The 26,527-nt window shown below is 70.5% G+C and carries 25 protein-coding genes and 2 tRNA genes; 11 read left to right on the top strand and 16 right to left on the bottom strand.

Going from position 1 to position 26,527, the window contains the following annotated elements; genetic code table 11:
- The first annotated feature begins 74 nt into the window (after positions 1 to 74).
- From aroA to ACZ4N5_RS04765, 3 genes are all read left to right on the top strand, one after another.
- Positions 75 to 1,415, top strand: coding sequence for a 3-phosphoshikimate 1-carboxyvinyltransferase (gene aroA / locus ACZ4N5_RS04775; protein ID WP_467755686.1), 1,341 nt, complete (start codon positions 75 to 77; stop codon positions 1,413 to 1,415).
- Positions 1,416 to 1,431: 16 nt separating this feature from the next.
- Positions 1,432 to 2,445 carry a ribosome small subunit-dependent GTPase A gene (rsgA, locus tag ACZ4N5_RS04770; RefSeq protein WP_467755685.1) on the top strand — a complete coding sequence of 338 codons (1,014 nt, stop codon included), beginning with the start codon at positions 1,432 to 1,434 and terminating at the stop codon, positions 2,443 to 2,445.
- A gap of 124 nt (positions 2,446 to 2,569) precedes the next feature.
- Positions 2,570 to 2,893: a DMT family transporter gene (locus ACZ4N5_RS04765; RefSeq protein ID WP_355844711.1), complete on the top strand. Its 324-nt coding sequence runs from the start codon at positions 2,570 to 2,572 to the stop codon at positions 2,891 to 2,893.
- A gap of 185 nt (positions 2,894 to 3,078) precedes the next feature.
- Here ACZ4N5_RS04765 and ACZ4N5_RS04760 read toward each other — a convergent pair whose 3' ends face one another.
- Positions 3,079 to 3,687 (bottom strand): TetR/AcrR family transcriptional regulator, encoded by a 609-nt coding sequence (locus tag ACZ4N5_RS04760; RefSeq protein WP_467755684.1) that lies wholly within the window; start codon positions 3,685 to 3,687, stop codon positions 3,079 to 3,081.
- Positions 3,688 to 4,411: 724 nt separating this feature from the next.
- On the opposite strand from ACZ4N5_RS04760, the gene hisN reads away from it, so the two are divergent.
- From hisN to ACZ4N5_RS04745, 3 genes are all read left to right on the top strand, one after another.
- The gene (gene hisN, locus ACZ4N5_RS04755; RefSeq protein WP_467755683.1) at positions 4,412 to 5,212 is read left to right on the top strand and encodes a histidinol-phosphatase; all 801 of its coding nucleotides are present in this window, start codon (positions 4,412 to 4,414) and stop codon (positions 5,210 to 5,212) included.
- Positions 5,213 to 5,418: 206 nt separating this feature from the next.
- Entirely contained in the window at positions 5,419 to 5,811 is a 393-nt protein-coding gene (locus ACZ4N5_RS04750; RefSeq protein ID WP_467755682.1) for a CBS domain-containing protein, read from the top strand.
- Between the two features lie 244 nt (positions 5,812 to 6,055).
- Positions 6,056 to 6,478, top strand: coding sequence for a Fur family transcriptional regulator (locus ACZ4N5_RS04745; RefSeq protein WP_261708001.1), 423 nt, complete (start codon positions 6,056 to 6,058; stop codon positions 6,476 to 6,478).
- A gap of 192 nt (positions 6,479 to 6,670) precedes the next feature.
- Here ACZ4N5_RS04745 and ACZ4N5_RS04740 read toward each other — a convergent pair.
- The 4 genes from ACZ4N5_RS04740 to ACZ4N5_RS04725 form a co-directional block, all read right to left on the bottom strand.
- Positions 6,671 to 6,744, bottom strand: a tRNA-Met gene (locus tag ACZ4N5_RS04740).
- Positions 6,745 to 6,917: 173 nt separating this feature from the next.
- Positions 6,918 to 8,768 (bottom strand): tetratricopeptide repeat protein, encoded by a 1,851-nt coding sequence (locus ACZ4N5_RS04735; protein WP_467755681.1) that lies wholly within the window; start codon positions 8,766 to 8,768, stop codon positions 6,918 to 6,920.
- A gap of 228 nt (positions 8,769 to 8,996) precedes the next feature.
- Positions 8,997 to 9,070 (bottom strand) — tRNA-Met (locus ACZ4N5_RS04730).
- A gap of 43 nt (positions 9,071 to 9,113) precedes the next feature.
- Positions 9,114 to 12,071 (bottom strand): UPF0182 family membrane protein, encoded by a 2,958-nt coding sequence (locus ACZ4N5_RS04725; RefSeq protein ID WP_467755877.1) that lies wholly within the window; start codon positions 12,069 to 12,071, stop codon positions 9,114 to 9,116.
- A gap of 163 nt (positions 12,072 to 12,234) precedes the next feature.
- Between ACZ4N5_RS04725 and ACZ4N5_RS04720 the strand changes: the two genes are divergently transcribed.
- Positions 12,235 to 12,777, top strand: a complete 543-nt coding sequence (locus tag ACZ4N5_RS04720; RefSeq protein ID WP_355844752.1) for a PPA1309 family protein — start codon at positions 12,235 to 12,237, stop codon at positions 12,775 to 12,777.
- Between the two features lie 72 nt (positions 12,778 to 12,849).
- Here ACZ4N5_RS04720 and ACZ4N5_RS04715 read toward each other — a convergent pair whose 3' ends face one another.
- The 4 genes from ACZ4N5_RS04715 to ACZ4N5_RS04700 all read right to left on the bottom strand — a co-directional run bounded on the left by ACZ4N5_RS04715 (position 12,850) and on the right by ACZ4N5_RS04700 (position 16,291).
- Complete coding sequence (locus tag ACZ4N5_RS04715; protein WP_467755680.1) at positions 12,850 to 13,947, bottom strand: YlbL family protein; 1,098 nt, start codon at positions 13,945 to 13,947, stop codon at positions 12,850 to 12,852.
- Positions 13,948 to 14,154: 207 nt separating this feature from the next.
- Positions 14,155 to 14,340 (bottom strand): hypothetical protein, encoded by a 186-nt coding sequence (locus ACZ4N5_RS04710; RefSeq protein ID WP_467755679.1) that lies wholly within the window; start codon positions 14,338 to 14,340, stop codon positions 14,155 to 14,157.
- A gap of 149 nt (positions 14,341 to 14,489) precedes the next feature.
- The gene (locus ACZ4N5_RS04705; RefSeq protein WP_467755678.1) at positions 14,490 to 14,951 is read right to left on the bottom strand and encodes a molybdenum cofactor biosynthesis protein MoaE; all 462 of its coding nucleotides are present in this window, start codon (positions 14,949 to 14,951) and stop codon (positions 14,490 to 14,492) included.
- A gap of 224 nt (positions 14,952 to 15,175) precedes the next feature.
- On the bottom strand, positions 15,176 to 16,291 hold the full coding sequence (locus tag ACZ4N5_RS04700) for an SDR family oxidoreductase (protein ID WP_467755677.1): 1,116 nt from the start codon (positions 16,289 to 16,291) through the stop codon (positions 15,176 to 15,178).
- Between the two features lie 190 nt (positions 16,292 to 16,481).
- On the opposite strand from ACZ4N5_RS04700, the gene ACZ4N5_RS04695 reads away from it, so the two are divergent.
- Positions 16,482 to 17,927 carry a zinc-dependent metalloprotease gene (locus ACZ4N5_RS04695; protein ID WP_467755676.1) on the top strand — a complete coding sequence of 482 codons (1,446 nt, stop codon included), beginning with the start codon at positions 16,482 to 16,484 and terminating at the stop codon, positions 17,925 to 17,927.
- The gene (locus ACZ4N5_RS04690) at positions 17,924 to 18,445 is read left to right on the top strand and encodes an NUDIX hydrolase (RefSeq protein WP_467755675.1); all 522 of its coding nucleotides are present in this window, start codon (positions 17,924 to 17,926) and stop codon (positions 18,443 to 18,445) included. The genes ACZ4N5_RS04695 and ACZ4N5_RS04690 overlap by 4 nt, the downstream gene beginning before the upstream one ends.
- Positions 18,446 to 18,550: 105 nt before the next feature.
- Here ACZ4N5_RS04690 and ACZ4N5_RS04685 read toward each other — a convergent pair whose 3' ends face one another.
- The 4 genes from ACZ4N5_RS04685 to ACZ4N5_RS04670 all read right to left on the bottom strand — a co-directional run bounded on the left by ACZ4N5_RS04685 (position 18,551) and on the right by ACZ4N5_RS04670 (position 22,444).
- A complete protein-coding gene (locus ACZ4N5_RS04685; protein WP_355844773.1) occupies positions 18,551 to 19,306 on the bottom strand; it encodes an AIM24 family protein in 756 nt (251 codons plus the stop codon).
- 16 nt (positions 19,307 to 19,322) lie between these two features.
- Positions 19,323 to 20,003, bottom strand: a complete 681-nt coding sequence (locus ACZ4N5_RS04680; RefSeq protein ID WP_355844776.1) for an AIM24 family protein — start codon at positions 20,001 to 20,003, stop codon at positions 19,323 to 19,325.
- A gap of 11 nt (positions 20,004 to 20,014) precedes the next feature.
- Complete coding sequence (locus tag ACZ4N5_RS04675; RefSeq protein ID WP_467755674.1) at positions 20,015 to 21,721, bottom strand: TerD family protein; 1,707 nt, start codon at positions 21,719 to 21,721, stop codon at positions 20,015 to 20,017.
- Between the two features lie 126 nt (positions 21,722 to 21,847).
- On the bottom strand, positions 21,848 to 22,444 hold the full coding sequence (locus ACZ4N5_RS04670; RefSeq protein WP_467755673.1) for a M48 metallopeptidase family protein: 597 nt from the start codon (positions 22,442 to 22,444) through the stop codon (positions 21,848 to 21,850).
- 216 nt (positions 22,445 to 22,660) lie between these two features.
- Between ACZ4N5_RS04670 and ACZ4N5_RS04665 the strand changes: the two genes are divergently transcribed.
- Together ACZ4N5_RS04665 and ACZ4N5_RS04660 are read left to right on the top strand one after the other, a co-directional pair.
- The gene (locus tag ACZ4N5_RS04665; protein ID WP_467755672.1) at positions 22,661 to 23,857 is read left to right on the top strand and encodes a TOMM precursor leader peptide-binding protein; all 1,197 of its coding nucleotides are present in this window, start codon (positions 22,661 to 22,663) and stop codon (positions 23,855 to 23,857) included.
- Positions 23,850 to 25,226 carry an ABC1 kinase family protein gene (locus tag ACZ4N5_RS04660; protein WP_467755671.1) on the top strand — a complete coding sequence of 459 codons (1,377 nt, stop codon included), beginning with the start codon at positions 23,850 to 23,852 and terminating at the stop codon, positions 25,224 to 25,226. The genes ACZ4N5_RS04665 and ACZ4N5_RS04660 overlap by 8 nt, the downstream gene beginning before the upstream one ends.
- Before the next feature lie 84 nt (positions 25,227 to 25,310).
- On the opposite strand, the gene ACZ4N5_RS04655 is transcribed toward ACZ4N5_RS04660, so the two are convergent.
- The 3 genes from ACZ4N5_RS04655 to ACZ4N5_RS04645 form a co-directional block, all read right to left on the bottom strand.
- Positions 25,311 to 25,535: a hypothetical protein gene (locus ACZ4N5_RS04655; RefSeq protein WP_467755670.1), complete on the bottom strand. Its 225-nt coding sequence runs from the start codon at positions 25,533 to 25,535 to the stop codon at positions 25,311 to 25,313.
- A 139-nt stretch (positions 25,536 to 25,674) separates the two neighbouring features.
- Entirely contained in the window at positions 25,675 to 25,998 is a 324-nt protein-coding gene (locus ACZ4N5_RS04650; protein WP_467755669.1) for a hypothetical protein, read from the bottom strand.
- Positions 25,995 to 26,363 (bottom strand): WhiB family transcriptional regulator, encoded by a 369-nt coding sequence (locus ACZ4N5_RS04645; RefSeq protein WP_028802016.1) that lies wholly within the window; start codon positions 26,361 to 26,363, stop codon positions 25,995 to 25,997. The genes ACZ4N5_RS04650 and ACZ4N5_RS04645 overlap by 4 nt, the downstream gene beginning before the upstream one ends.
- Positions 26,364 to 26,527: the final 164 nt, after the last annotated feature.

Genomic DNA, 26,527 nt, shown 5'->3' with positions numbered 1-26,527 from the left:
GGCTCCCCCGCGCGGGTGCCACCGGCGGTGACGGACCCGCGGCTGTCCGGCGCCCTGCCACTAAAGTGGGGCGCATGACCGTGAACCCCGCCCACACCGCCCTCTGGCCAGCCCCGCACGCAAGCGGAGCCGTCGACGCGACGGTTCACGTGCCGGGGTCCAAGTCGGTCACCAACCGCGCTCTCGTGCTGGCCGCGCTGGCCTCCGAGCCGGGCTGGCTGCGCCGCCCGCTGCGTTCCCGCGACACCCTGCTGATGGCCGGCGCGCTCCGCGCGATGGGCGTCGGCATCGAGGAGACGGTCGCCTCCAGTTCCACGGTCGCGGGGGGCCCGGAAGCCTCCGGCGAGGCGTGGCGGGTCATCCCCTCGGGACTGCGCGGCCCGGCCACGGTGGACGTCGGCAACGCGGGCACCGTGATGCGCTTCCTGCCCCCGGTCGCCGCGCTCGCGGACGGCCCCATCCGATTCGACGGCGACCCTCGGTCGTACGAGCGCCCGCTGAACGGCGTGATCGACGCGCTGCGCCTGCTCGGCGCCCGGATCGACGACGACGCCCGCGGCGCGCTGCCGCTGACCGTGCACGGCGGCGGCGCCCTGGACGGCGGCCCGGTGGAGATCGACGCGTCGTCGTCCTCCCAGTTCGTGTCCGCCCTGCTCCTCTCCGCCCCGCGCTTCAACCAGGGCGTCGAGGTCCGGCACACCGGCTCGACGCTCCCGTCCATGCCACACATCCGGATGACCGTGGACATGCTTCGCGCGGTCGGTGCCCAGGTGGACACCCCGGAGTCGGGCGGCGAGCCGAACGTCTGGCGAGTGACACCGGGCGCGCTGCTCGGCCGCGATCTGATCATCGAGCCGGACCTGTCGAACGCCCAGCCGTTCCTGGCGGCGGCGCTGGTGACCGGCGGCACGGTCGTCGTCCCCGACTGGCCGTCGCACACCACCCAGCCCGGCGACCGGCTGCGGGAGATCTTCACCGAGATGGGTGGCTCCTGCGAACTGACCGAGAGCGGACTGGAGTTCACCGGTTCGGGTGCCATTCACGGTATCGATGTGGACCTCGGCGAGGTCGGTGAGCTGACCCCCGGCATCGCGGCGGTCGCGGCGCTCGCCGACTCCCCCTCCACACTCCGGGGCGTGGCCCATCTGCGGCTGCACGAGACGGACCGGCTGGCCGCGCTCACCAAGGAGATCAACGAACTCGGCGGCGATGTCACCGAGACCGCCGACGGCCTCCACATCCGGCCGCGCCGACTGCACGGCGGCATCTTCCACACGTACGACGACCACCGCATGGCGACGGCCGGCGCGATCCTCGGGCTGGCGGTGGAAGGCGTCCAGATCGAGAACGTGGCGACGACCGCGAAGACCCTGCCGGACTTCCCCGACCTGTGGACCGGAATGCTCGGGAACTGACGGGCGGACCTGGATCATGCGCCGTTACAACAAGAACACCGACGAGGACGACATCCGCCAGCGCCCGAACCGCAAGGGCAACCGTCCCCGTACGAACATCCGCCCCAAGCACGAGGAGGCCGTCGAGGGCATGGTCCTCACGGTCGACCGCGGCCGGCTGACCTGCCTGGTCGAGGGCCGCGTCGTGATGGCGATGAAGGCCCGCGAACTGGGCCGCAAGGCCGCCGTCGTCGGCGACCGGGTCGCCATCGTCGGCGACCTGTCCGGAGAGAAGGACACCCTCGCCCGCATCGTCCGCATCGAGCCGCGCGGTTCGGTGCTGCGCCGCACGGCCGACGACGACGATCCGTACGAGCGCGTGGTCGTCGCCAACGCCGACCAGCTCGCCATCGTCACCGCCCTCGCCGACCCCGAGCCGCGCCCCCGCCTGATCGACCGCTGTCTCGTGGCGGCCTTCGACGGCGGTCTGACCCCGCTCCTCGTGCTCACGAAGTCGGACCTTGCCCCGCCGGACAAGTTCCTGGAGCTGTACGGCGCGTTGGACATCCCGTACGTGGTGACCAGCCGCGAGGAGTTGAAGAGCGAGGCCGCCGCCGACCTGGTGCGCGAACAACTGGACGGCAGGATCACGGCGTTCGTCGGTCACTCGGGCGTCGGCAAGACGACCCTGGTGAACGCGCTGGTGCCGCCCGAGCAGCGCCGGACGACCGGCCACGTCAACGCGGTCACGGGCCGCGGCCGGCACACGACCACCTCGGCGCTGGCCCTGCCGCTGGCGGGCGTCAACGGAGGCTGGGTCGTCGACACCCCGGGCGTCCGTTCCTTCGGCCTGAACCACGTCGATCCGTCCCGGGTCATCAACGCCTTCCCCGATCTCCAGCCCGGCACCGAGGGCTGCCCCCGCGCGTGCAGCCACGACGAACCGGACTGCGCGCTCGACCAGTGGGTGGCCGACGGCCACGCGGACCCGCAGCGGCTGTACTCGCTGCGCCGGCTGCTGGCCACGCGCGAGCGCCGCGAGGGCGACTGACGTCCCCGTGTTTGCGTGCGCCCGCCGTCGGTAAGGGCTTCTCCGGGTCGGTGAATGCATAATCGCACCGAGTCGGATCCGGGCCGGCCGAAGCAGTCGACGTGCGGATGTGGGAGGACAAGACATGGCGTGGCTGCTGGTCGTTGTGGCGGGACTGCTCGAAACCGGCTTCGCCGTCTGTCTGAAGCTCTCGCACGGCTTCACCAGACTCTGGCCCACCGTGGCCTTCTGCGTCTTCGCCCTCGGCAGCTTCGGTCTGCTGACGCTTTCCCTGAGGAAGCTCGACGTCGGTCCGGCCTACGCGGTGTGGACCGGCATCGGCGCGGCGGGCACCGCCATCTACGGCATGATCTTCCTCGACGACCTGGTCTCCGTCCTGAAGATCGTCTCGATCAGCCTGGTCATCATCGGCGTCATCGGACTCCAGCTCTCGGGGTCGGCGCAGTAGGGAGCTCTCGGGGTCGGCGCAATAGGGACGCGCCCGGAGCCGTCCTGCGTGCTCGGCCCGCAGGCCTGCTGAGTACGCACCCCGAAACCGGTCTGCATGCGCGCCCCCAGGCCTGCTGGGTACGCGCCGCGGAGCCGTTCTGCATCCTCGGCCCCCAGGCCTACTGAACACGCGCCCCGGGCCTTTCAGACCGGGAGCCGGTGGGACGGTGCCAGCGCGGTTCTGACCAACTCCGTGACTCCGCCCCGGGGGGGCGGCGCCACGACCCACGACAGCGCGAGCCGGACCACCAGTTCGCACGCCCGCGTGACCTCGGGGGTGTCCGCCCTGGACAGGGCGAGCGCGGCGACAGCGCGGTCGCGGACCAGCGCCACGAAGTCGGCGGGCGAGGGCAACGGCCCGTCGGCCCGCCGCTGCGCGGGCACCGCGGACGACGAGGGCACTGCGGACAGCGCGGGCGAGGGCAGCCGCTCGCTCCAGCATCCGGTCAGCATCGCCCGCACCAGCGCGTTGCTGCGCGCCGCAGAGGCGGTCCACTCGGCGGCCGCGACCAACCGCTCCCGCGCGTCCGTGTGAGCGGCCAGGGCCCGGTCGACCCCGGCGAGATAGGCATCGGCCTCCCGCCGTACGAGGGCACGCGCGAGCCCTTCCTTGCTCCCGAACTCGTTGTAGAGGGTCTGGCGTGACACCCCGGCCACGGCCGCCACATCGACCATCCGCACCGCGGACCACGCCCGGCGTGCGAGCGCCGTATAGGCAGCGTCCAAGAGGGATTCTCGCGCTGCGGGCATCATCGCCTCCCTGGGGCGAGCGGCTCTGCAGCCAGATTTGACGCGTGCGGAAGCACTGTCAAGGGGTCGCGGCGGCCCCGAAGGGCGCACGTCCGAAGCCGCACGCATCCACGACCGGACACGAGCCCCCTCGACCGTCCCCGCCGAACGCACCCGGCGCTGCGCGGGTCCTCCCCGCCGGACGGGTCCGGCGGGGAGGGGAGGGGACAGTGGGACACCTACCGGGCACCGAGGGGGCCGGGAACGACACCGACCGGGCGCCGCACGTCGGCCAGGACGGTCGGACACACCCCACCGCGCGGCCGGTACGCCACCTGCTTACCGGGGCCGGTGCGGCGCCGGGGAGCCGGGCCGATGGGCCGCCGGGCCGCCGGGCCGCCGGGGCCGGTACGGGTCCGGCTGGACCGGGGCCGGTACCCCACCTGCCCGCCGGGACGGATGCGCCGCCTGCCCACAGGGACCGGCGCGGTGCCGACCGGACGGGGCCCGTGCGAACCCGGGGCGCTGCCTGCCTGTCGAGGCCGATGCGGGGCCAGCCGGATGGGGCCGGTACGCCACCTGCCTGCCGGGGCCGGTACATGGCCGGCCCACCGTGGCCGATGCGCCGCCTGCCCGCCAGGGCCGATGCCGGGCGGCTGGACGGGGGCCGACGCCGTGCCGGCCGGGCGGCGCGATGATCCCCTGTCCTGTGTAGCCCCGTCCCGACACGGGCAGATACGGTTCACCCATGCCCGACTATCGCGATGACCTGCGCCTCGCCCATGTCCTGGCGGACGCCGCCGACGCCGCGACGATGGACCGGTTCAAGGCGCTCGACCTGAAGGTCGAGACCAAGCCGGACATGACGCCGGTGAGCGAGGCGGACAAGGCCGCCGAAGAACTCATCCGCGGCCACCTCCAGCGGGCCAGGCCGCGCGACGCGATCCTCGGCGAGGAGTACGGCATCGAGGGCACGGGCCCGCGCCGCTGGGTCGTCGACCCGATCGACGGCACCAAGAACTACGTCCGCGGTGTGCCCGTCTGGGCAACGCTGATCTCCCTGATGGAGGTGGGCGAGGGCGGCTACCAGCCGGTCGTCGGCGTCGTCTCCGCCCCCGCGCTCGGCCGTCGTTGGTGGGCGGCGAAGGGCCACGGCGCCTTCAGCGGCCGCAGCCTGTCCTCCGCGACCCGCCTGCGGGTCTCCAACGTCTCGCGGATGGCCGACGCGTCCTTCGCCTACTCGTCGCTGTCCGGCTGGGAGGACCAGGGCCGCCTCGACGGGTTCCTCGACCTCACGAAGGCGGTCTGGCGCACCCGCGGTTACGGCGACTTCTGGCCGTACATGATGGTCGCCGAGGGCTCGGTGGACATCTGCGCCGAACCGGAGCTGTCGCTCTGGGACATGGCGGCGAACGCGATCGTGGTGACCGAGGCGGGCGGCTCCTTCACCGGCCTGGACGGGCGCCCCGGCCCGCACAGCGGCAACGCGGCCGCGTCGAACGGCCTCCTCCACGACGAGATGCTGGGCTACCTCAACCAGCGTTACTGAGCACGCTTCCTGAGCAGCCCCGGTCCACCCGGGGCTGCTGAGCAACCCTCGGGCGCCCCCAACTCACGGCACGCGCCCTCTTGTTGACCCTCCCTTTAACTGCGACTCTGAGAGCTCCCCCACTTGTGAACTTGTGAACCGTTTCTCTTTGCGCTCCGTCGAGGAGCCGAGGAGCCCGCGGCTCACCAAGGAGGTGGCTCCAGCCCATGCTCGTCCGCGACGCCATGAGCACGGTGGTCCTGACCATCGGCCCGGCACACACCCTCCGGCAGGCGGCCCGCCTGATGTCCGCGCGCCACGTCGGCGCGGCGGTGGTCCTCGACGAGGACTCCTCCGGTCTCGGGATCCTCACCGAGCGCGACATCCTCAACTCCCTCGCCCTCGGCCAGAATCCGGACTCAGAGACCGCCGGAACCCACACCACCACCGACGTCGTCTTCGCGGCGCCCACCTGGACCTTGGAGGAGGCCGCGTCCGCGATGTCGCACGGCGGCTTCCGGCATCTGATCGTGCTCGACGGCAGCGGCCCGGTCGGCATCGTCTCGGTCCGCGACATCATCCGCCGCTGGGCACCCGCCCGGCAGCACGTACCCGCCTGAGCACACGAGCGGGCCGGATGCCCCGGGGGCGACCCCGGGGCATCCGGCCCGGCCCGCCGGCCCGCCGGCCACCCTGCGCCGTGTGCGCCCCCTGCGTCGTCCGGGCCGATTTCCGTGGCGTCCGGGCCGATCCAGCCACTAGCCAATATCGGACTCGATCCATGATGGATATTGTCTAAGTCAAGCCAGCTTCTAAAGTCACACCCATTCGGGATCTGGTTCACCTGCTGTTACGCTGACCTGTATGAGTGACCTGTTGGAACGACTGCGCGGACGTGGATGGCGCATGACCGCGCAGCGACGTGTCGTGGCCGAGGTCCTCGACGGCGACCACGTCCATCTGACGGCCGACGAGGTGCACGCCCGGGCCGTGGCCAAGCTGCCCGAGATCTCCCGGGCGACCGTCTACAACACGCTGGGTGAGCTGGTCTCGCTCGGCGAGGTGCTGGAAGTCGCCACGGACAAGCGTGCCAAGCGCTACGACCCGAACGCGCACCGTCCGCACCACCATCTGGTCTGCGCCCGGTGCGGTGCGATCCGCGACGTCCACCCGCTCGGCAACCCGCTCACCGACCTGCCCGACTCGGAGCGCTTCGGCTTCACGGTCTCGGACGTCGAGGTGACGTACCGAGGCGTCTGCCCGAACTGCGCGGCCGTACAGGCGTAGAAGCACGCACAGGAAAGCCCCGGCACGCGACGCGCGCCGGGGCTTTCCGCAATCCATGGGCGACCGGTCCGCAGCCAACCACTCCCTGCCAGCCGCTCACCGCTGTTCGCTGTTCGCAGCAGCGTTTCCGCGCCAGGTTCGGAAACGAACCGAGGGCCGGAACCCTTTCGGATTCCGGCCCTCGGCCTTCAGTAGCGGGGACAGGATTTGAACCTGCGACCTCTGGGTTATGAGCCCAGCGAGCTACCGAGCTGCTCCACCCCGCGTCGATGAACTGAACAGTACGTCAACTCCGTGGCCAGCGCAAATCCCTTGTTCGAGCGCTCCGACGGCAGCCCTCCGACCCCGTCGACCAGCGCTGCACCGGGCCGAGCGGGACCCGGCGCCCCTGCCGGAGACAGGTAGGGGCCAGGCCGCGTCCCCTGCCCGGGGCCGCCCCTCACGCGGACAGCTCCTCCCGCAAAGCGTCCCGCAGTCGCGCCGCCCGTTCGGAAACCTCCGCCGGCCCCAGCGACACGGCCCGGTCGGCCCACCGCTGCCCCTCCGCCAGTTCCCCGCGTCGCGCGTAGACGAGCGCCAGCCGAAGCGCCGCCCGCCCGTGCCCCGCGTCCGCCGCGCGGGTCCACCACAGCGCCGCCTCCGGCTCGCTCCCCTCGCGGGCCAGCAGCAGCCCGAGATTGAACGCGCCGTTGCGCGACCCGGCCTCGGCGGCCTCGCGGTACCAGCGGGCCGCCTCCACGACATCGCCCCGCGCAGCCGCCAGCATTCCGACCCGCACCTGCGCACGCCGGTGCCCCTGGGACGCCGCCCGCTCGTACCACTCCTCGCACTCGCTCTTCTCCTGCGCGGGCTCCCCGAGTTCGTGCGCGGGCGCCGGTGGCCGCCGGGCGTCGAGCACAGCGGCGAGCCGGTAGGAGGCCTCGGCGCTGCCCCCTCCCGCGGCGCACCGCAGATGCCGCTCGGCGGCGGGCTCGTCACCCTCCCGCAGCCGCGCGATGCCCACCTGGAGCGCCGCCTCCGTGTGTCCGGCGGCGGCCGCACGCTCGTACCACCGCAGCGCGGCGGCGTCATCGCTGTCGGTGGCGCGTCCGGCGTGCAGGATGCCGAGGTTGAACGCGGCGTCCACACTCCCGGCCTCCGCGGCCTTGGAGAACCACGGCTCGGCTCCGGCCGCGTCGCCGACCTGGAGCAGCAGGATCGCCAGGGCGTTGGCGGCCTCGCGATGACCGGCGTACGCGGCCCTGCGGTACCACTGCTCGGCCTGCGCGGTCCGCCCCTGCTCGGCACAGAGCAGTCCGAGGTTGTAGGCGCCGTTCACATCGCCCGCGTCCATCGCGGCCCGGTACCAGCGCTCGGCGGTCTGCGTCTCACCGCGCTCGGCGTGCAGTGCGCCCAGCGCGTTGGCGGCGTTCCCGTCCCCGTCCTGGGCGGCCCGCAGCCACCAGACGGCGGCGCTCTCGGGGTCGCCGGCGTCGCGCAGCAGGAACCCGAGGGCGCACGCGGCACGTGCCTCCCCGTCCTTGGCGGACGTCAGATACCAGCGCCCGGCCTCCTTGAGATCGCCCCGCTTCTCCAGGATCGCCCCGAGGTGCAGCGCGGCCCGGCGGTGCCCGCGCGCGGCGGCCTGCCGGTACCACTGCTCGGCGGCCTGTCCGGCGGCACCGATGACACCGTTGTCACCCACGGCCTCGCCCGAGTCCAGGGCCTTGCGGTCAAGCGTTCGAGCCAGTCGGTACGCGGCCTCGCGGTGCCCTCGCTCCGCGGCGGCCCGCATCCACTGTTCGGCACCCACGTCGCTGCGATGCTCCAGCAGATCGGCGAGGGCGTACGCACCCAGGGCGTGGCCCTGCTCGGCGGACTGGCGCAGCCAGTACTCGGCGGCGGGCTCGTCGCCGCGCTCGCGGTGGTGCCGGCCGAGCGCGTGCGCGGCGGCCGCGCTGCCGGCGACGGCGGCGATCCGCCACCATCCGGCGGCCTCGTCGGCGTATCCGCGCTGGTACATGAGGACACCCAGATTGTTGGCGGCCGCACGGTCACCGGCGGCGGTGGCCGCGCGCAACTGGGGCTCGGCCGCGTCGAGATCACCGCGGCGCAGCAGCATGGCTCCGAGGACGCTCATCGCCTCGACGTCGCCGGCTTCGGCGGCCGACCACTGGCGCGCCTCCTCGGCAGCCTCGCCGGTTTCGTCCCGGTCGGAAGGCTGCGTGAGATCCGCAGGCTGCTCAAAATCGGCATACTGCGCAAACCGCCCTGTATCCAACAGAGTTGCCTTGTCCCCCATAACGTCCATCGTCGCACCACCTGCAAACTGGGTACACCTGGTATACCGCAGCCAGTTAGGTCACTTCAGCGTTTTGTCGACATGCCCACAGAGAGACAAGTCAAACACAGATCGCCCAACTGCCCTCGCATGTCGCGGCACTTCACACGAGTCGCCAGGTCACCGGGGCGCTCCGGCGTGGCGCCACACACGTCGAAGGCCCGGATCCATGAACTGGATCCGGGCCTTCGACTTCAGTAGCGGGGACAGGATTTGAACCTGCGACCTCTGGGTTATGAGCCCAGCGAGCTACCGAGCTGCTCCACCCCGCGCCGTTGTGTTGCAACCGTACCACGGCGCGGGGTGGGCTCCTGATCAGCCGCTTCCGCTGCTCTTTTCGCTGCTCGGAGTACTACTCGGACTACTGCTGGGACTGCTGCTCGGACCACCGCTCTTGTCGGCGCCGGAGCTGCCGCCGGCCTTGTCCGCCTTGGCCTGTGCGTCCTCGGCCCGCTTCAGCGCGTCCTCAAGATTCTTCTGGGCCTCGCCGTACGCCTTCCAGTCGCCCTTCTTGAGTGCTTCCTGCCCCTGGTCGAAGGCCTTCTGGGCGTCGTCGAGCGCGGCCTGGACCGTCGGGTTGCTCGACGTGGGCGGCTTCGTGGTGCTCTGGTCCGGCGGCGCGGTCGAACTCTCCGCCCCGAAGACCTTGTTGAGCGCCTGGCCCAACGTGTCCTCGAAGGCGGCGCTGCCTCCGTACGTCACCAACACCTTGCGCAGCAGCGGGTACTTGAGGTCACCGCCGCGGACGTAGACCGGTTCCACATAGAGCAGTCCGCCGTCGAGCGGGACGGTCAGCAGGTTGCCGTACTCGACCTCCGAGTCGCCGCCTCTGAGGAGCCTGATGGACTCGGCGATGGACGGCTCGGAGTTGAACTGGCTCTGCACCCGCTTGGGTCCGTCGACCGTTCTTCCGGTCGGCAGTTTCAGAATGCTGATCTTGCCGTAACCGGGCGTCCCCGCCTCGGCGTTGACCGACACGAACGCGCTCAGGTTGTCACGGCCGTTCGGTGTCATCGTCGTCGTCAGCGAGAACGCCTGTGACGAATCCCCCGGCAGCTTCATGCTCAGGTAGTACGGCGGCACGGCGCTGTGCGAGTTGTTGCTCGGGTCGTCCGGGACCTGCCACACCTCGCTGCCGCTCAGGAACGTCTGGGCGTCCTTCACGTGGTAGCGGGTGAGCAGTTCGCGCTGGACCTTGAACAGGTCCTGCGGATACCGCAGATGAGCCATCAGCTCCGGCGAGATCGACTTCTTCGACTGCACCGTGTTCGGGAACGCCTTCATCCAGGTCTTCAGGACCGGGTCCTGGGTGTCCCACTGGTAGAGCTTGACGGCGCCGGTGTACGCGTCGACGGTCGCCTTCACCGAGTTGCGGATGTAGTTGACCTGGTTCTGCTGGGCCACCACCGCGCGCTGGTTGTTGGCCGCCGTCAGCGAGTCCGCCGTGGTGTCGCCGAGCGTCGTGCGGGAGGCGTACGGATAGCCGTTGGTGGTGGTGTACGCGTCGACGATCCACTGGATCTTCCCGTCGACGACCGCCGGGTAGGCGTCACCGTCGATGGTCAGCCAGGGGGCCACCGCCTCGACCCGCTCCTTGGGCGTGCGGTTGTAGAGAATCCGCGAACCCTCGCCGATCGCGCCCGAGTACAGGATCTGCGGCTCGCCGAACGCCACCGCGTACGCGGCCCGGTTGACCGGACTGGCGAGGCTGACCCCGCTCTTGCCCTTGTAACTGGTGGTCTTCTCACCACTGTCGTCGGAGTAGTCGATCTCCTTCTGGGGACCGCCGACGATCGAGTACTGGGTGGTCTTCTCGCCGTAGTAGATCTGCTGCTGGTACGAGCCCAGGTCGCCCGTGGACGGCAGGTTGTACTCGGTGAAGACCGGGCGGCCCTCGCTGTCGGCCGTGGTGCCCTTGGCCGCGACGACGCCGTATCCGTGCGTGTACCGGAAGTGGTCGTTGATCCAGTTGTTCTTCGGAATGCCCGCGAGGTTCAGCTCGCGCAGACCGAGAACCGTGTCCTGTTCCTTGCCGTTCTTGCTGTACCGGTCGACGTCCAGGTTCGACGGGAAGCCGTAGTAGTTCCGCACCTGTTGGAGCTGCTGGAAGGTCGGCGACACGACGTTCGGGTCCATCAGACGGATGCTCGCGACGGTGTCGGCGTCGTCACGGAGCTTGGCCTTGTCCTTGGTGTCGCTCGTCCCCGGGTAGTCCTGCACGTCGGTGCCGGCGATCCCGTACGCCTCGCGGGTCGCCTTGAGGTTCTTCTCGACGTACGGCGCTTCCTTGGCCTGCTCGTTCGGTTCGACCTGGAACTTCTGGACGATCGCCGGGTACAGACCGCCGATGAGGATCGCCGAGAGCACCATCAGGCCGAAGCCGATGACGGGCATCTGCCAGGTGCGCCGCCACAGCGTGGCGAAGAAGAGCAGCGCGCAGATGACGGCGATGCAGAACAGGATCGTCTTGGCGGGCAGATAGGCGTTCGCGTCGACGTACCTGAGGCCCGTCCAGTTGCCGGTCGCCTTGAAGTCACTGGACTTCACCGCGAGCCCGTACCGGTCGAGCCAGTAGGCGACCGCCTTCAGGGCGACGAAGAGGCCGAGGAGCACCGAGAGGTGCCCGGTGGCCGCGGCCGTCGCACGCGCTCCCGGGCTGGTGATCCGCAGGCCGCCGTACAGGTAGTGCGTGAGCGCGGCGGCGATCAGCGAGAGCACGGCGGCGGCGAAACCGAAGCCGAGCAGGAAGCGGTACCAGGGCAGGTCGAAGGCGTAGAACGAGATGTCGAGATGGAACTGAGGGTCCTTCTGGTGGAAGGGCACCCCGTTCACCCACATCAGCCACGTGCGCCACTGGCCCGAGGCGGAGGCGCCGGCGATCAGCCCCACCAGGGAGGTGATCGCGACCAGCAGCCATCGCTTGTAGGGCGCGATACCCATGCGGTACCGGTCGAGGCTCTGCTGCTCCATCGACATGGCGCTCAGCGGCGGGCGCAACCGGTGCGCCAGCCAGATGTTGAAGCCCACCGCGGCCGCCATCAGCAGACCGAAGACGAAGAAGAGCCCGATCTTGGTCCACAGGGTGGTGGTGAAGACCGACGAGTAGTGGACCGAGCGGTACCAGAGCCAGTCCGTCCAGAACCCCGCGAACATGACGAAGGCCATGGCCAGCACGGCCAGCACGCCCAGTGTCATGAGCAGGGTCCGGACACGCCGGGACGGCCGGCCCACTCTGATCCGTGACCCCGTCGGGCCTCCGCCGCGGTCCGGCATCTGGAAAGCCAAGGTGCGCACCTCGAAGTCGCTGTTGATCCGTCAGGCCCCCGTGTTGGTGGACCGTCCGTAAGGCTCCGTGATCGAGGAGCCTCATCTATGCAACTTACTCACGCTTTACTCGGTTCCCGATTCCGGTCACGAACGAGGCAGGATTGTGACCATGTCCAACACTCCCATGGCAGCGAGCCCACTCACCCGGGCCGTACTCGAGATCGACGAGTACGCCTCCGGCCTCGGCTGGGACCAGCCCGCCCGCCTCTTCGCCCTCGTAGACACCGCACGGCTGCGGGCTCAGGAACCCGGCCTCGCCGCTCAGCTCGGCCTGGAGAACGAGCAGGAGACCATCGGTCTCACCCCCATCGAGCAGGACGAGATCCCTGCCGGCAAGCCGCTGGACGAGTTCCTCGGCACCATCGCCTGGCCCGACGCCGTCGTCGGCTGCGCGCTCACCGTGGAGCGGCTGATGCTGCCGCCGTCCGCGGAGGCGTCGGTTCCGGAGGGTCTCAGCGGCAAGAAGCTCACGACGTGGGTCGCCGCACACCCGGACCGTCAGGAAGTGCGCATGACGGTCGGCGTCCTGCGCGACGGCACCCGCGACTCGGCGCTGCGGCTGCGCGAGAAGGACGCGGCGACGGAGGTGCTCACGGGGGCGGGCCTGGTGCCGGGCCTCGCGGAGGCGCTGTCGGCGACGTTCGCGGACTGATCCGCGCACGGACGTGGCCGGGGCGCCCCGCGAACTGCGCGGGGCGCCCCGGCCACGGACGGGCGGTGTCCGTCAGCCCTTGGTGGTGCACTTCGGCAGGTCGGAGGTGCGGCCCGCGCTGATGTCCTTGAGGGCCTTCATCGCGTCGTCGATGGTGTTGACCTTGACGAGCGTGAGCCCGTCGGGGGTGTCCTTGGCGGCGTCGGCGCAGTTGTCCTTGGGCGTCAGGAAGTACTGGGCGCCCTTGTTGCGCGCGCCGACGGTCTTCATGTCGATGCCGCCGATCGGGCCGACATTGCCGTCGTCGTCGATGGTGCCGGTACCGGCGACGAACTTGCCTCCGGTGAGGTTCCCCGGAGTGAGCTTGTCCACGATGCCGAGCGAGAACATCAGACCCGCGCTCGGGCCACCGACGTCGGCGAGCTTGATGTCGATGGTGAACGGGAACGTATGGTCGGTCCCGGCCGAGATCCCGACGATGGCACGATCGCTGCCGCTGTCGTCGGACTTGACCGTGGTGATCGTCACATCCTTGGTCGCGGTCGCCGTCGTGTGCTCCTTCGTGGCGGCGGCCTGCTCCTTGGCGGGCACGATCCTGAACACGACCTTGTCGCCGGGCTTGTGCTTGGTGACCAGCTTCGCGACGTCGTCGGGCGCCTTCACGGCCGTACCGTCGACGGCCTTGATCACGTCACCGGCGTGCAGCCGACCCTCGGCCGGGGATCCCTTGACGACGGTGGAGACGATCACCCAGGACTTCACCGGGATGCCCAGCTCCTTCAGAGCGGACACCTTGGCGCTCTCCTGGGACTGGCTGAACTCCTCGGCGTTCTCCTGCGTCGACTGCTGCTCGGTCTTGCCGTCCGGGTAGAGCGTGTCGTGCGGCACGATCTTGCTGTCGTGCGCCAGCCACCCGTACACGGCCTCGACGAGGTTCATGTTGTAGTCCGCGCTGGTGACCCGGACCGTGGTCATGTTCAGGTTCCCGGTCGTCGGATACGTCTTGCGACCGGAGATCTGCAGCACCGGCTCACCGTCGTGGTCACCCAGCGTGTTCACCGTGGGACCCGGTGACATCTCCGAGTACGGCACTTTGATGAACACTCCCGCGCACAGGAGCGCGATCAGGATCAGAGTGGAGGCGAGCATCGTCGCGGTGCGGCGTGGCATGGAACGACAGTACGGGACGGTGCTGTAAGCGCACCGTCGGGGCCGTCCGTACGTGGTGGGGCCGGAGCCCGCCCGAACGGCGTGAACGCCCGCTTCCCGGCGGTCGTCCAGAGCGTTCCGCACGGCGTCGGAGCCGACCTGGGCACCGGACGCCGTCCGCCGCGCACCCGGGCGCATCGCGCGGGCGCGTGGGACGGAGCGGGAATCTCACGCCGCGTCGGAGTGGGACTTCTCCCGGACGTCGGTCCGCTCCATGGCCTCACGGAAGCGCGTGTATCCAGCGAGCTCGACACCGTCTCCCGCGGCCTTGCGATTCCGGCCGGCCCAACTTCCCCACAGACCGGCACCGATCGCGGCCATCAACGGAATCAGCAACCAGGCAAGCGCCGCCATGTCGACCTCCCAACCCCATGAGCGACCGCAACTGACTGATCAGCAGATTAACCATCCGCACGGTTAACGCTCACGGCAGGGCCCCGGTTACGCAACCGGACGGCGGGTGAGAGTTCGGTCAGTCCTCGGCACCGGAGAATTCGCCGGTCTCAGCAGGCCCCGACCCATTCCTGCGAACCGTCGGAGAACCTCTGGTGCTTCCAGATCGGCACCTCGTGCTTGAGATCGTCGATGAGTCTGCGGCAGGCCTCGAAGGCCTCGCTCCGGTGGGGGCACGACACGGCGACGATGACGGCCAGGTCCCCGACGCGCAGGTCGCCCACCCGGTGAACGGCGGCCAGCGCCCGCACCGGATAGGCGGCGGCCACCTTCTCCGCGACCCGGCGCATCTCCTCCTCGGCACTGGGGTGACACGAGTACCCGAGCTCGTCGACGTCGGCGCCCCCGTCGTGATTCCGCACGGTCCCCACGAACAACGCGGTCCCCCCGGCGGCGTCGTCCCCCACGGCCTTGAAGACCTCGTCCAGGGAGAGCGGTTCGTCGCGGATCGCGAGCAGCCGGATCGGATCCTGCGCGGCCTGCTCACCGGGGTGGTCATAGGTAGGTGCCATGGCTCCATCGTGCCGCACCCCGCCGACACCGCGGAATATGTCTTTCACCCGGTACGCGCGCGTACCGCTCGGAGCCTCCTCCAGAACCGGCCTCGGCCCCACGAACCCGATCCCAGACAGGCGCCGAGGCCACACCTTCACGGCTCGGCCGCCGACACCAGCCGACGGGAACGGTCTCCCACCCCGACCGCACTTCTCGGCACGGGCACGGCGCGGGCCCGGGGTCAGATCCTGCGCCGGGCCTTCCGCGCCCGCCGTACCACCGCTGCCGCACCCAGCAGGGCCACCGTCGCGCCCGCCGCGCCCGCCGCGGTCGCGTCCTTGCGGCCCAGCCGACGGCCGGCCACCGTGTGCCGCCCGGCGACCTCCTCGAGCAGCTCAGCCAGGACCTCTTCGTTGGTCCAGCGCGGCCGCCATCCGGCGTCGTGCAGGCGGCTCCCGCTCACCACCCAGGGGTACATCGTGTAGGCGAGGTCCCCCGCGGGCGAAGGAGTGAGCCCGATCCGGTGAAGTCGGGCGGCGGCGCCCAGCGCGACCGCGGACGGCAGTTCCATCCGCCGGATCCCGCTCAGCTCCTCCACCTCCTCCTGCTCCAGCCACCCGTCGCACCCGACGGCCAGCTCGCCCTCGACCTTCTCGACGACCGCGTACTCCAGCGCGCTGCACAGATCCTCGACGTGGCAGAACTGCCAGGCGGGCCTCGACCCCGCCACGACCAGCAGCCGGGGAGACTCGAAGTACCTGGTCAGCGCGGTGTCCGTACCACCGCCGACGAGCACCCCGGGCCGCACGACCGTCACGTTCAGCCCTGGGTGCGCCCGCGGGGCGCGGCGCGCGAGCCGCTCGATCTCCAGGAGGTCACCGACGCCCGTCGCCTCAGCGGTCGCCCGCAGTTCCGCGTCTTCGGAGAGGGGCAGTTCGTTGTCGGGCAGCGCCCCGTAGACCATCGCCGACGTGCACAGCACGACCCGGTGGACGCCGGCCGCCGCGGCGGCTGTGAGGACGGTCTGCGTCCCCCGGACGTTGTAAGCGGTCCGGGCCGCCGCGTCCGTCTCCAGATCGAGGTCGAGCGCCAGATGGACCACGACGTCCGCTCCGCGCAGCTTTTCGGCGATCGCCGGGTCCCGGACGTCCAGGATGTGCCACTGGGCGGCGGCGCACTCGCCGCGCCGCTCGTCGATGGCGACGACCTGCTTGATCTCCTCGCTGGCGGCCAGCCGCTCGGTGAGCAGCGCGCCCACACCGGCCGCGGCGCCGGTGACCGCGACGACGGGGCCGCGCGAGGCTGGGCTGGTTGAGTGGTTTCGCGCTGCGCGAACCTGCGGATCTGGGGAACTCACCGGGCGTCTCCAGCGGTTGTCTTCAGTAATGGACGCGCGTGACGCGCCCCTACCAGGTGGCATCCATCCTGCCGCAGGCGACGAGTCGGCGAAGCACCGAGGCCCGATCGGGTTCAGGTGTCTACGCTGGGTGGTGTTGTGGGCAGCCGCCGTCGGAACGAACCGGCGGCCTTACCAGCCGAGGAATCCCGTGAGTGACACCCCATTCGGATTCGGCCTTCCGCCGGAGGAGCCGGACAACGGCGACGAGGGCGAGAAGAAGGACCAGCAGGGCGGTGGTGGTCAGGGACCGTTCGGTTTCGGGCTGCCCGGAGCCGGTGGCCCCGGAGCCGACAATCCGCTCGCAGCCATGTTCGGGTCGATGAACCCCAACGATCTGGGCGCCGCGTTCCAGCAACTGGGCCAGATGCTCTCGTACGAGGGTGGTCCGGTGAATTGGGACATGGCCAAGCAGATCGCCCGGCAGACGGTCGCACAGGGCACCTCTGACGGCACCAAGGACGCGAGCGTCGGCCCCGCCGAGCGGCTCGCGGTCGAGGAGGCCGTCCGTCTGGCCGAACACTGGCTGGACGACGCGACGTCCCTGCCGTCCGGCGCCGCCTCCGCGCTGGCGTGGAGCCGCGCGGAGTGGGTCGAGGCGACCCTGCCCGTATGGAAGGAACTCGTCGACCCGGTCGCCGAGCGGGTCGGCGCGGCCATGGGCGACGTGCTGCCCGAAGAGATGCAGGCCATGGCGGGCCCGCTGATCGGCATGATGCGTTCCATGGGCGGTGCCATGTTCGGCACGCAGATCGGGCAGGCGGTCGGAGTGCTGGCGGGCGAGGTCGTCGGCTCGACCGACATCGGCCTGCCGCTCGGCCCGGTCGGCAAGGCCGCGCTGCTGCCGCTGAACATCGAGTCCTTCGGCAAGGACCTGAGCGTCCCCCAGGAAGAGGTGCGGCTCTACCTCGCCCTGCGCGAGGCCGCCCACCAGCGTCTCTTCGCGCACGTGCCGTGGCTGCGCTCGCACCTGTTCGGCGCTGTCGAGGGGTACGCGCGCGGGATCAAGGTCGACACCGCGAAGCTGGAGGACGTGGTCGGTCAGTTCGACCCGCAGAATCCGGAGGAGCTGCAGCAGGCACTCCAGCAGGGCATGTTCCAGCCGGAGGACACGCCGGAGCAGAAGGCGGCACTGGCCCGCCTGGAGACGGCGCTCGCGCTGGTCGAGGGCTGGGTGGACGCGGTCGTCCACTCGGCGGCCAAGCCGCGCCTCTCGTCGGCCGACGCGCTGCGCGAGACGCTGCGCCGCCGCCGTGCCACGGGCGGTCCCGCCGAGCAGACGTTCGCCACGCTGATCGGTCTGGAGCTGCGCCCGCGCCGGCTGCGGGACGCCTCGCGCCTGTGGGCCTCGCTCACCGACGCGCGCGGTGTGGACGGCCGGGACGGCCTGTGGGCCCATCCGGACATGCTGCCGACGGCGTCCGACCTGGACGACCCGGACGGCTTCGTGCACCGCGAGCACATGGACTTCTCCGAGCTCGACAAGATGCTCGGCGAGGCCGCCAGCGGCAAGGCCGAGAAGCCGAACCTGAAGAAGGACGACGACTCCGACGAGGGCGACGCCAAGGACGACGACAAGGGCGACGGCACCGAGTGAGCCTGTACGACGACGCGGTCCTCGTACTGAAGAGCCACGAGGGCCAGGAAGAGCTGCGCCAGGTCTATCTGGACCACCTGTCCAGGCACCCGGACGGGATGTGGAAGTCGTGCCACGCCGGGCACCTCACGGCGAGCGCTCTGGTGATCGACCCGTCGCGGGGCCGCGTTCTGCTGACGCTGCACCGCAAGCTCCAGATGTGGCTGCAGATGGGCGGGCACTGCGAGCGGGACGACTCGACCCTGGCCGACGCGGCCCTGCGCGAGGCGACCGAGGAGTCGGGCATCGAGGGGCTGACCCTCCTGCCCGGCGGCCCCGTGACGCTGGACCGGCACGCCATCCCGGCGCCGTGCCACTGGCACCTGGACGTCCAGTACGCCGCCCTCGCCGCGGCCGACGCCGTCGAGGCCATCAGCGACGAGTCCCTCGACCTGCGCTGGTTCGCGTACGGCGAGGTCGCCGAGGTGGCCGACGATTCGGTCGTACGACTCCTGGAGGCAGCCCGCGCGCGGCTGTGACCGGCCCGGAGGCGAGCAGTAGGTCCAGCAGGTAAGGGGCGACCGCCAATGGCGGTCGCCCCTTACCTCTGCTCGCTGGACCGTCGCTCCCCGGACGGTCGGGCGTCAGCTCCAGGCGTTGCCCTGGTTCTGCGCGTGCACGCCCTGTTGACCCATGCCGTACTGGGCGCGCAGCCCCTGGCCGATCGCCGCGTTCTGCGGCGGCAGCAGTTCGCTGGGCTGCACGAGCGCGTAACCGCTGCCCATGAAGCTGAGCTCCCAGCCCTCACCGGTGTTGCCGCGACGCCGCCACACTCCGGAGGAGTGGGTCTGGGCCTGCATCTGCACGCGCAGGCCGGTGGACCACGCGACGATCGCGTCGGCATCGCAGTTGACGTACCGGTCCGGGGTGACCTGCATCATCAACGGCATCCCGGAGGTCACCAGCGCGACCTTGCCGCGCCCCGTGATGTTGAGCTGGTACTTGCCGGAACCGGAGATGCCGTACTGGCTGTCCACGGCGATGACCTCGTGGTGCAGACCGGAGTCCATCGCCAGCACATAGCTGCTGTCGACGGTGAGGCCGTCCTGGTCCACGTCGAGGACGTGCACGTGCTGGCCGAGGTTGGCGAGGTAGACCGTGCCCTGCCCGTGGCAGCGCATCAGGTCGAGGCCCTCACCGGTGTACGCACGCGCGCGGTGCTGGCTGTTGTTCTGGTACTCGGCGTCGAACTCGACGAGACCCTGGTAGGCGACCATGGTGCCCTTGCGGGCGAGGATGTCGTCGTGACCCTCCAGGACGACGCGCAGCATCTGCGAGTTCTGCAGGCTGTAGCGATCCTGGGTCTGCTGCTCGTTGTAGCCGAAAAGCGGGCTCTGCATGATGTCCTGCTCCCCCTCAGCCCCGGACTCGGAGGCGGTCGGTGCTGTCCTCGCTGGGCTGGACGACGACGATGCCCTGCCCGGAGAACGCCATCTGGAACGCCTCGCCGCTGCCGCGTCCGATCAGCGACTGCGCCTTGAAGCTGCGCTTGCCCTTCACCTTGAGGTTCGGGGACCAGGCGACGAGCGCGTCCGGGTCGACGTACGTCTCGTCCTCACCGCCGCCGCAGTCGACGACGATCGGTGTACCCCGGGAGGTCAGCGCGACCCAGCCCTGACCGGAGATCTTGGTGTTCCACAGACCCTGTCCGGCGAACTTGGCGAGCCCCTTCACCCGCTCGACACCCCAGGTGAGATGGGCGTCGAAGGCGAGCAGATTCGTCGCGTTGACGGAGATCGCGTCCCCGTTGAGGTTGATGACGACGACGTTCGCCCCGTAGTCGGCGAGGTAGAGGAGACCGTCGCCGGAGCATTTCATGAGGGACGCGCCCTCGCCGGTCATCCAGTCGCGTGCGATCTGGCGTACGGCGGGCGGGTTGGGCTCGTACTGGACGAACCCTTCGTAGGCGACCATCGACCCCACGCGCGCGAGGAGGTCGTTTCCGGTCTGCATGGCGACCTTCAGCATGTGACTGCCGTGGTTCTCCATGCGCGCGGTGACGGGTGCCGGGGCAAAGCCCGCGAGTTGCTGATTCATGACGGGCTCCCTCAGACCTCGTACGGCTGGACGACGACGAAATTGCCTGGCGCGGCACGGAACTGGAGGTTCACGCTCTCGCCGGTGTCGCCGGGGTAGGCGTTCCGGCGCATCCTCACCTGGCTGGAGACGATCACCTGAGCGGCTGCGGACCAGGCGACGACGGCGTTGCAGTCGGCGAACGTCGTGGGGGTCACCGGCAGGACGACAGGAGCGCCGTGCGTCTTGACGACGATCGTGCCCGTCCCCTGGAACTGCATGGTGAACAGCGCGCCCCCGGGGATGCCGTGCCCCTCGATGCGGCGGACCTCGTACTGGAGGGACTCGTCGAAGGCGAGGACGTTCTCCGCGGAGACACAGATCGCGTCCCCCTGGAGCTCGATCGGGTGCACATGGGTGGCGTTTTCGGCGAAGAACACCTGGCCCTGACCGGTGCAGCGCATCAGCTGCATCTCCTGGCCGGTCGCACTGCCCACGAGCCGGCCGGCGAATCCGGCGCCCTTGTAGCTGAAATCGACCTTGCCCTGGTACAGCACCATGCTGCCCTGGCGGGCCAGCACGGGCTGCCCGCCGATGCCGAGATCGACACGGATGAGCTTCTTGTTCTGCGGAGTCCACCGCTGACCGGTGGGCGTCTCCTTGAAGAGCCCCAGCGCTGCGGACACACCGGCCCCGCCCTGCGGAGCACCCTGGGGTACGCCGTACGGGGAGGGGGCGCCGGGCTGACCCGGGTACTGCGCGGGTACCTGGCCCGGGATCTGGCCGTACTGCGGCTGCTGGCCGTAGCCGGGGGGTGCCGTCGGGGGCTGCTGACCGTATCCAGGAGGAGCGGCCGGCGCCTGCTGACCGTAACCGGGCGGCATCTGAGCCGTCTGGCCGGGCGGTTGCTGGCCGTAGCCGGGCGGCGGACCGGGCGGACCCGGGGGCTGCCCGTACGGCGCGGGGCCCGGCGGCGGGACGGTGCCACCCGGAGGGGTGTGCAGCGGACCCACGATGGTGGGGGCAGCGTGCACGGAGGGCGCGGGCGCCGGAGCGTGCGGCGGGGCACCGGGAGGCGGCGCGAAGCCCTGCGCGGCGGGTGCCGGGGCGGGTGCCGCCGGCGTGCCGAACGTGGGCGCCGCGGTGGCCTGGGCGGGCGGGGCGAAGGACGGTGCGGCGCCTGACTGCGGCTGCGGGGCGGCGGGCGCCTCCTCGGCGACCTCACCGCCGAAGTTCTTCAGCAGCGCATCGAGGCCGCCGTCGAAGCCCTGTCCCACGGCGGCGAACCGCCAGACGTCCTTGAGGTAGAAGTCGCCCAGCATCACGGCACGTTCGGTGGAGAACTCGGCACCGCTGAACGCGTACCGGGCCACCTCTTCACCGCCTGCGACGACGCGCAGGTATCCGGGAGCTATCTGCGACATCTGTCCGGCGCCGTCGATCGTCGCCGTGAAGGCCAGCTTCTGGATCTGCGCCGGGATCCGGTCGAGGGTGACCCGGAAGGACTCCGTGTCGCCCGACTGCGCGCCGAGCAGCTGGATGGACTCCTCGGGGGACTTCGGCTGGTTGAAGAAGACGAAGTACCGGTCGTCCGACAGCCGTTCGTCGGCGTCCAGGCCGAAGCAGCTGATGTCGAAGGTGAGTCCGGGGCCGGTGATCTGCACGCCTACGTACAGATCGGTGCCCGCGGTGAGGTCACTGATCTTGGCCTTGTGGCCGCGTTGGAATTCCCTGGCCATGCGTAACGACCGTCCCCCATCCCGAATGCGAGTGCGTCGCGTCAGGCTAACGGCAAAGTCCGGAAGTGGACGAAGCCGGTACAGACCCGGTACAGAATCACCTTCGTGGAGGGGGCCGGCCCGCCTCTACTCGTCGCGCGTTGCCGGGAGGTGGGGAAGCCGGTCGGCGGCGACGACGCCTTCGAGATAGCCACGAGCGCGCTCGGTACGCGGATAGGCCTCCAGGAGCCGCCAGAAGCGCGGCCCGTGGCCCGGTACGAGCAGATGGGCGAGCTCATGGAGGAGGACATAGTCGACGACGTACTCGGGCATGCCCTGCAACCGGTGCGACAGACGGATGCTGCCCTCGGCGGGGGTGCAGGAGCCCCAGCGGGTGTTCTGGTTGGTGACCCAGCGCACCGACGAGGGCCGGGCGCGACCGTCGAAGTACTGGGCGGACAGCCGCTCGGCCCGTTCGGCCAGCTCGGTGTCGCCGAGCACCCGTTTGCTTTCCTGGGCGGCCAGTTTGTCCAGCATGACGGTCACCCAGCGCTGCTCCTCCGCCTCGGACATCCGGGCGGGGATGAGCACGACAGTGCGATCGCCCTCGCGGTACGCGGAGACGGTTCTGCGCCGTCGGGCACTCCTGCGGACCTCGATCGCGCTCGCCCCCGAACCGCTCGGCGGCGGGCTCGTCGTGCTGCGCTGTGGTTTTGCGGCGCTGTGCAGTGGGTCGGCGGGCACGCCCCGACGTTACCTGCTGCACACGGGGGAAGTCCCGCCCCCGGGACGGTTCGATGCCGATCCGCACTCTGCGCGTTTGATTCGTACGACGAACGGTGCCACCTGTGGACAACTTTCGGCGGGGCCCGGCGGGGACGGGCATGCTGGCATTCGGTCCGCGCTGCGGAGTGCATCGCGGACATACGGGGACGTACTACGGGTCTACGGGGGTAGGTCATGCATCCGATCGTGAAGCCCGCTCTGCGGCGCGGCTGGCGGGATCTCAACACCGTGCAGTTCGGAATGGCACCGGCGCACGCGATGGTGCTGGGCCCGATGGACACGGCGACAGGCAGCTTCCTCGAACTGCTCGACGGGACGCGCGGAATGCCGCTGTTGCGGGAGCAGGGACGTGAGATGGGGCTGCCCGACGGCCATGTCGACGGACTGGTGGACCGGCTGGCCCGCTCGGGTCTGCTGGACGACACGACCGGGGGCGGCCCGGCCGCGGACGCGTTGCGCGGGAGGAAGGAGGTCATGGACCGGCTGCGACCCGACCTCGCCTCCCTCTCCCTCGTCGCCCCCGAGCCCGGCGGGGCCGTCAAGCGCCTGGCCGCCCGCCGCTTCCTGCGCGTACAGGTGCGGGGTGCCGGCCGCGTGGGGGTCGTCCTGGCCGCACTGCTCGCGGGCGCCGGCGTGGGCGAGGTCGAGGTGCGTGACCTCGGCCGCGTCGAGCCGTGGGACGTGGCGCCGGGAGGGCTTCCCGTCGAATCCATCGGCGAGCGCCGGGAGGACGCCGCCCGACGGGCGGTGCGCCGAGCGGCTCCGGACCGTCCGCCCCGCGCCTCCTCCAAGGAAAGGGAGAGGGAGGGGGAAGAGACGCGCGGACTGTCCCTCGTGATCCTCACTCCACGGGACGGTCTCGCCGTCCACGCTCCTGACCCCGCGTCGGCCGAGAGCCTGATCGCCTCAGGGACACCCCACCTCTACGCGGGGGTCGTCGAGGCGACCGGAGTCGTGGGCCCCTTGGTCCTACCCGGCGACACCGGCTGCGCGGGCTGTCTGGACCAGCGCCGCACCGACCGGGATCCGACCTGGCCGCGCCTGGTCGCGCAGTGGCGCTCCGGGCAGCAGCGCCGGGTGGCCGCATGCGACCTCGCCCTGGCCGCGGCGGTCGCGGGACTCGCCGCGAGCCACGCGCTCGCCTTCCTGGACGGTGATCCACCCGCCGGCGCGGGCGTCCGCTGGGAGGCGTCCCTCCCTGGATGCGACTGGCATGCGACGCCGGTCTGGGCGCATCCCGCCTGCTCCTGCGGCACCGCCGAGAAAACAAAAGGTGAGCGGACCCCCGAGGACGGCGAAACGCACGAGACAATGGCAGGGCAACAGCCGCACGCGGCACGGCTTGCTGGGACCTGGAGGGCGCATGTCTGATCTTCCCCGGAAGGCAGTCACCCGTACTGCCAAACTGGCCGCGCTACCGCTCGGCTTCGCCGGGCGTGCGACCTGGGGACTCGGGAAGCGGATCGGCGGTAAGTCGGCGGAGATCGTGGGCCGCGAGCTTCAGCAGCGCACGGCCGAGCAGCTCTTCAAGGTGCTCGGGGAGCTGAAGGGCGGTGCGATGAAGTTCGGGCAGGCACTGTCCGTATTCGAGTCGGCACTCCCGGAGGAGGTCGCGGGTCCGTACCGGGCTGCGCTGACGAAGCTCCAGGACGCGGCGCCCCCGATGCCGACACGCACGGTCCACTCAGTGCTGGAGGAGCAGCTCGGCGCGGACTGGACCGAGCTGTTCGTGGAGTTCGAGGACAAGCCGTCGGCGGCGGCCTCGATCGGTCAGGTGCACCGGGCGGTGTGGCACGACGGCCGTGAAGTCGCCGTCAAGGTGCAGTATCCGGGGGCGGGCGAGGCCCTCCTGTCCGACCTGACCCAACTCGGCCGATTCGCGCGGCTCCTGGGGCCTCTCATCCCCGGTATGGACATCAAGCCGCTCATCGCGGAGTTGCGCGACCGGGTCTCCGAGGAACTCGACTACGGCTTGGAGGCGCAGGCACAGGCAGCGCACGCCGAGGAGTTCGCGGACGACCCGGACGTTCTGGTGCCCGCCGTGGTCCATCAGTGCGAGCAGGTCCTGGTGACCGAGTGGATCGACGGAGTACCTCTGTCGGAGGTCATCACCGGCGGCACGCAGGAGCAGCGTGACCGCGCCGGCCAGTTGCTGGCCCGCTTCCTCTTCTCCGGCCCCGCCCGCACCGGCCTGCTGCACGCCGATCCGCACCCGGGCAATTTCCGTCTCCTGCCGGACGAGAAGAGCGGCTGGCGCCTGGGTGTCCTGGACTTCGGCACGGTGGACCGGCTTCCCGGCGGCCTGCCCCAGCCGATCGGCGATTCCCTCCGCATGACGCTGGACGGTGACGCCGAGTCGGTCTATGAACTGCTCTGCGAGGAAGGCTTCGTCAAGGAGTCGATAGACCTCGAACCCGACGCGGTCCTGGACTACCTGCTGCCGATCATCGAACCGGCCGAAGCGGACGAGTTCACCTTCACCCGAGGCTGGATGCGCAGCCAGGCCGCCCGTATCGCCGACCCCCGCTCACCCGCTCACCAGTTGGGCAGGCAGTTGAACCTGCCGCCCGCGTACCTCCTCATACACCGGGTGACGCTCAGCACCATAGGTGTCCTGTGTCAGCTCGGCGCGACGGTCCGCCTGCGCGACGAACTGGAGGAGTGGCTGCCGGGATTCGTGCCGGAGGAGGAGCTGGAGGACGAGGAGCTGGGCGACGAGGTGTCGGCCGCCGAGGCGTGAGCCGGCACCGCGGACACGGCCCGCGGCCCGCAGGTCAGGCACTCGTCAAACCGGGCCGTGGGCCGGCCGCTCGCGAACCAGGTGCTACCACCAGGCCGAGTCGAGACGGCCCTCGATCGCTCTGAGGTTGCCGCGGGCGCAGTTGTCGCAGAAGTAGTGGCGGGTGCCGTTCTCGACGGAACAGGTCCACATCGGCTGCGGGCCGTCGGCGGGGGTGCCACAGCGGGCGCACACGATCTTCTGGGCTTCACCCGCGTCGGACCTCGATGCGGAGCCGGCGCTGTCACTGTCTTCGGGAAGACTCGTCACTCGGGCGACGATATCGCCGTGATCGGCGGTTCGCCCGGTACAACGCACCGCGGGGGCCGGTCCGTTCGGACCGGCCCCCGCCGGATTCAATGCCTGAGACTGCTGCGACTGCAACGGCTGCTACGACGACGTGCGTCGATTACTGCATGACCGCCATGGCCAGCGCGCGCCGGGCTCGCATCGAAGCGCGCTCGGCCCTGCGCTGCATGCGGCGAGCGGTGGCCAGGCGCACGGCCTGGCGTTCCCGCTCGGCCTGGTGCAGTCGCTCGTGCATATGCGCACGAGCCAAGGCTTCTGGGATGAGTTGCATCTCTCGGGTCCTGTTCTGACGCGAGTCGTTCGCGCCGGTGGTGATGAAGTCTGGGGTCGCGGAGCCGGCGGGCTCGCTCGTGGACGGCGTCATCGGGGCCTGTTTCTTGGGGTCGTGCGTCAGGGGGCGGTCGATCGTTCCTCGGATGCTCATGCCGCAACCGGGTTCTTGCGCGGGCGGCCACGCGGCCGCTTGCGGGCCACGACAACACCCTGGACGAAGAGCTCGCCACCCCAGACGCCCCACGGCTCACGCCGCTCCTTGGCGCCGGCGAGGCAGGCCTCCATCAGCGGGCAGGTGCGGCAGAGAGACTTGGCGTACTCGACATCGGCTGGCGACTCGGCGAAGAAGACCTCCGGGTCGTAGGAACGGCAGGGGACGGGTACGCCGAGGTTCTCGATGGCGTCGTCGAGCGCGGTGAGCGCAGTGAGCGGGATCAAGGTGGAGTCCTCCGTGAGGCCGGGCGGGGGGATCGTTTCGGAAGGCGGTACGGACGGGGCGTGCGCTTCGAGTTGCACGGTTCGTCTTCCTCGTCTGGTCGTGCCGGCCGGGTTGGCCGGTTGGCGGCTGGTACCGGGTTCTTTTCTTGTCCCGAGGCCCCTTCGCTCCGCCGTCCCCGGTCGGGGACAAACAGAAGGGCCGCGGATCCCGGGTGGGGTTCCGCGGCCCTGAAGGCGCCGGC

It is taken from the genome of Streptomyces sp. NPDC026500 (assembly GCF_055567635.1).
Note: the sequence above shows the minus strand (reverse complement) of the source record. Positions and strands in the feature narration are given on the sequence as shown.

Coding starts and splice junctions, on each gene's coding strand:
- aroA (WP_467755686.1), top strand. CDS start 75: ATGACCGTGAACCCCGCCCACACCGCCCTCTGGCCAGCCCCGCACGCA.
- rsgA (WP_467755685.1), top strand. CDS start 1,432: ATGCGCCGTTACAACAAGAACACCGACGAGGACGACATCCGCCAGCGC.
- ACZ4N5_RS04765 (WP_355844711.1), top strand. CDS start 2,570: ATGGCGTGGCTGCTGGTCGTTGTGGCGGGACTGCTCGAAACCGGCTTC.
- ACZ4N5_RS04760 (WP_467755684.1), bottom strand. CDS start 3,687: ATGATGCCCGCAGCGCGAGAATCCCTCTTGGACGCTGCCTATACGGCG.
- hisN (WP_467755683.1), top strand. CDS start 4,412: ATGCCCGACTATCGCGATGACCTGCGCCTCGCCCATGTCCTGGCGGAC.
- ACZ4N5_RS04750 (WP_467755682.1), top strand. CDS start 5,419: ATGCTCGTCCGCGACGCCATGAGCACGGTGGTCCTGACCATCGGCCCG.
- ACZ4N5_RS04745 (WP_261708001.1), top strand. CDS start 6,056: ATGAGTGACCTGTTGGAACGACTGCGCGGACGTGGATGGCGCATGACC.
- ACZ4N5_RS04735 (WP_467755681.1), bottom strand. CDS start 8,768: ATGGACGTTATGGGGGACAAGGCAACTCTGTTGGATACAGGGCGGTTT.
- ACZ4N5_RS04725 (WP_467755877.1), bottom strand. CDS start 12,071: ATGCCGGACCGCGGCGGAGGCCCGACGGGGTCACGGATCAGAGTGGGC.
- ACZ4N5_RS04720 (WP_355844752.1), top strand. CDS start 12,235: ATGTCCAACACTCCCATGGCAGCGAGCCCACTCACCCGGGCCGTACTC.
- ACZ4N5_RS04715 (WP_467755680.1), bottom strand. CDS start 13,947: ATGCCACGCCGCACCGCGACGATGCTCGCCTCCACTCTGATCCTGATC.
- ACZ4N5_RS04710 (WP_467755679.1), bottom strand. CDS start 14,340: ATGGCGGCGCTTGCCTGGTTGCTGATTCCGTTGATGGCCGCGATCGGT.
- ACZ4N5_RS04705 (WP_467755678.1), bottom strand. CDS start 14,951: ATGGCACCTACCTATGACCACCCCGGTGAGCAGGCCGCGCAGGATCCG.
- ACZ4N5_RS04685 (WP_355844773.1), bottom strand. CDS start 19,306: ATGCAGAGCCCGCTTTTCGGCTACAACGAGCAGCAGACCCAGGATCGC.
- ACZ4N5_RS04680 (WP_355844776.1), bottom strand. CDS start 20,003: ATGAATCAGCAACTCGCGGGCTTTGCCCCGGCACCCGTCACCGCGCGC.
- ACZ4N5_RS04675 (WP_467755674.1), bottom strand. CDS start 21,721: ATGGCCAGGGAATTCCAACGCGGCCACAAGGCCAAGATCAGTGACCTC.
- ACZ4N5_RS04665 (WP_467755672.1), top strand. CDS start 22,661: ATGCATCCGATCGTGAAGCCCGCTCTGCGGCGCGGCTGGCGGGATCTC.
- ACZ4N5_RS04660 (WP_467755671.1), top strand. CDS start 23,850: ATGTCTGATCTTCCCCGGAAGGCAGTCACCCGTACTGCCAAACTGGCC.
- ACZ4N5_RS04650 (WP_467755669.1), bottom strand. CDS start 25,998: ATGAGCATCCGAGGAACGATCGACCGCCCCCTGACGCACGACCCCAAG.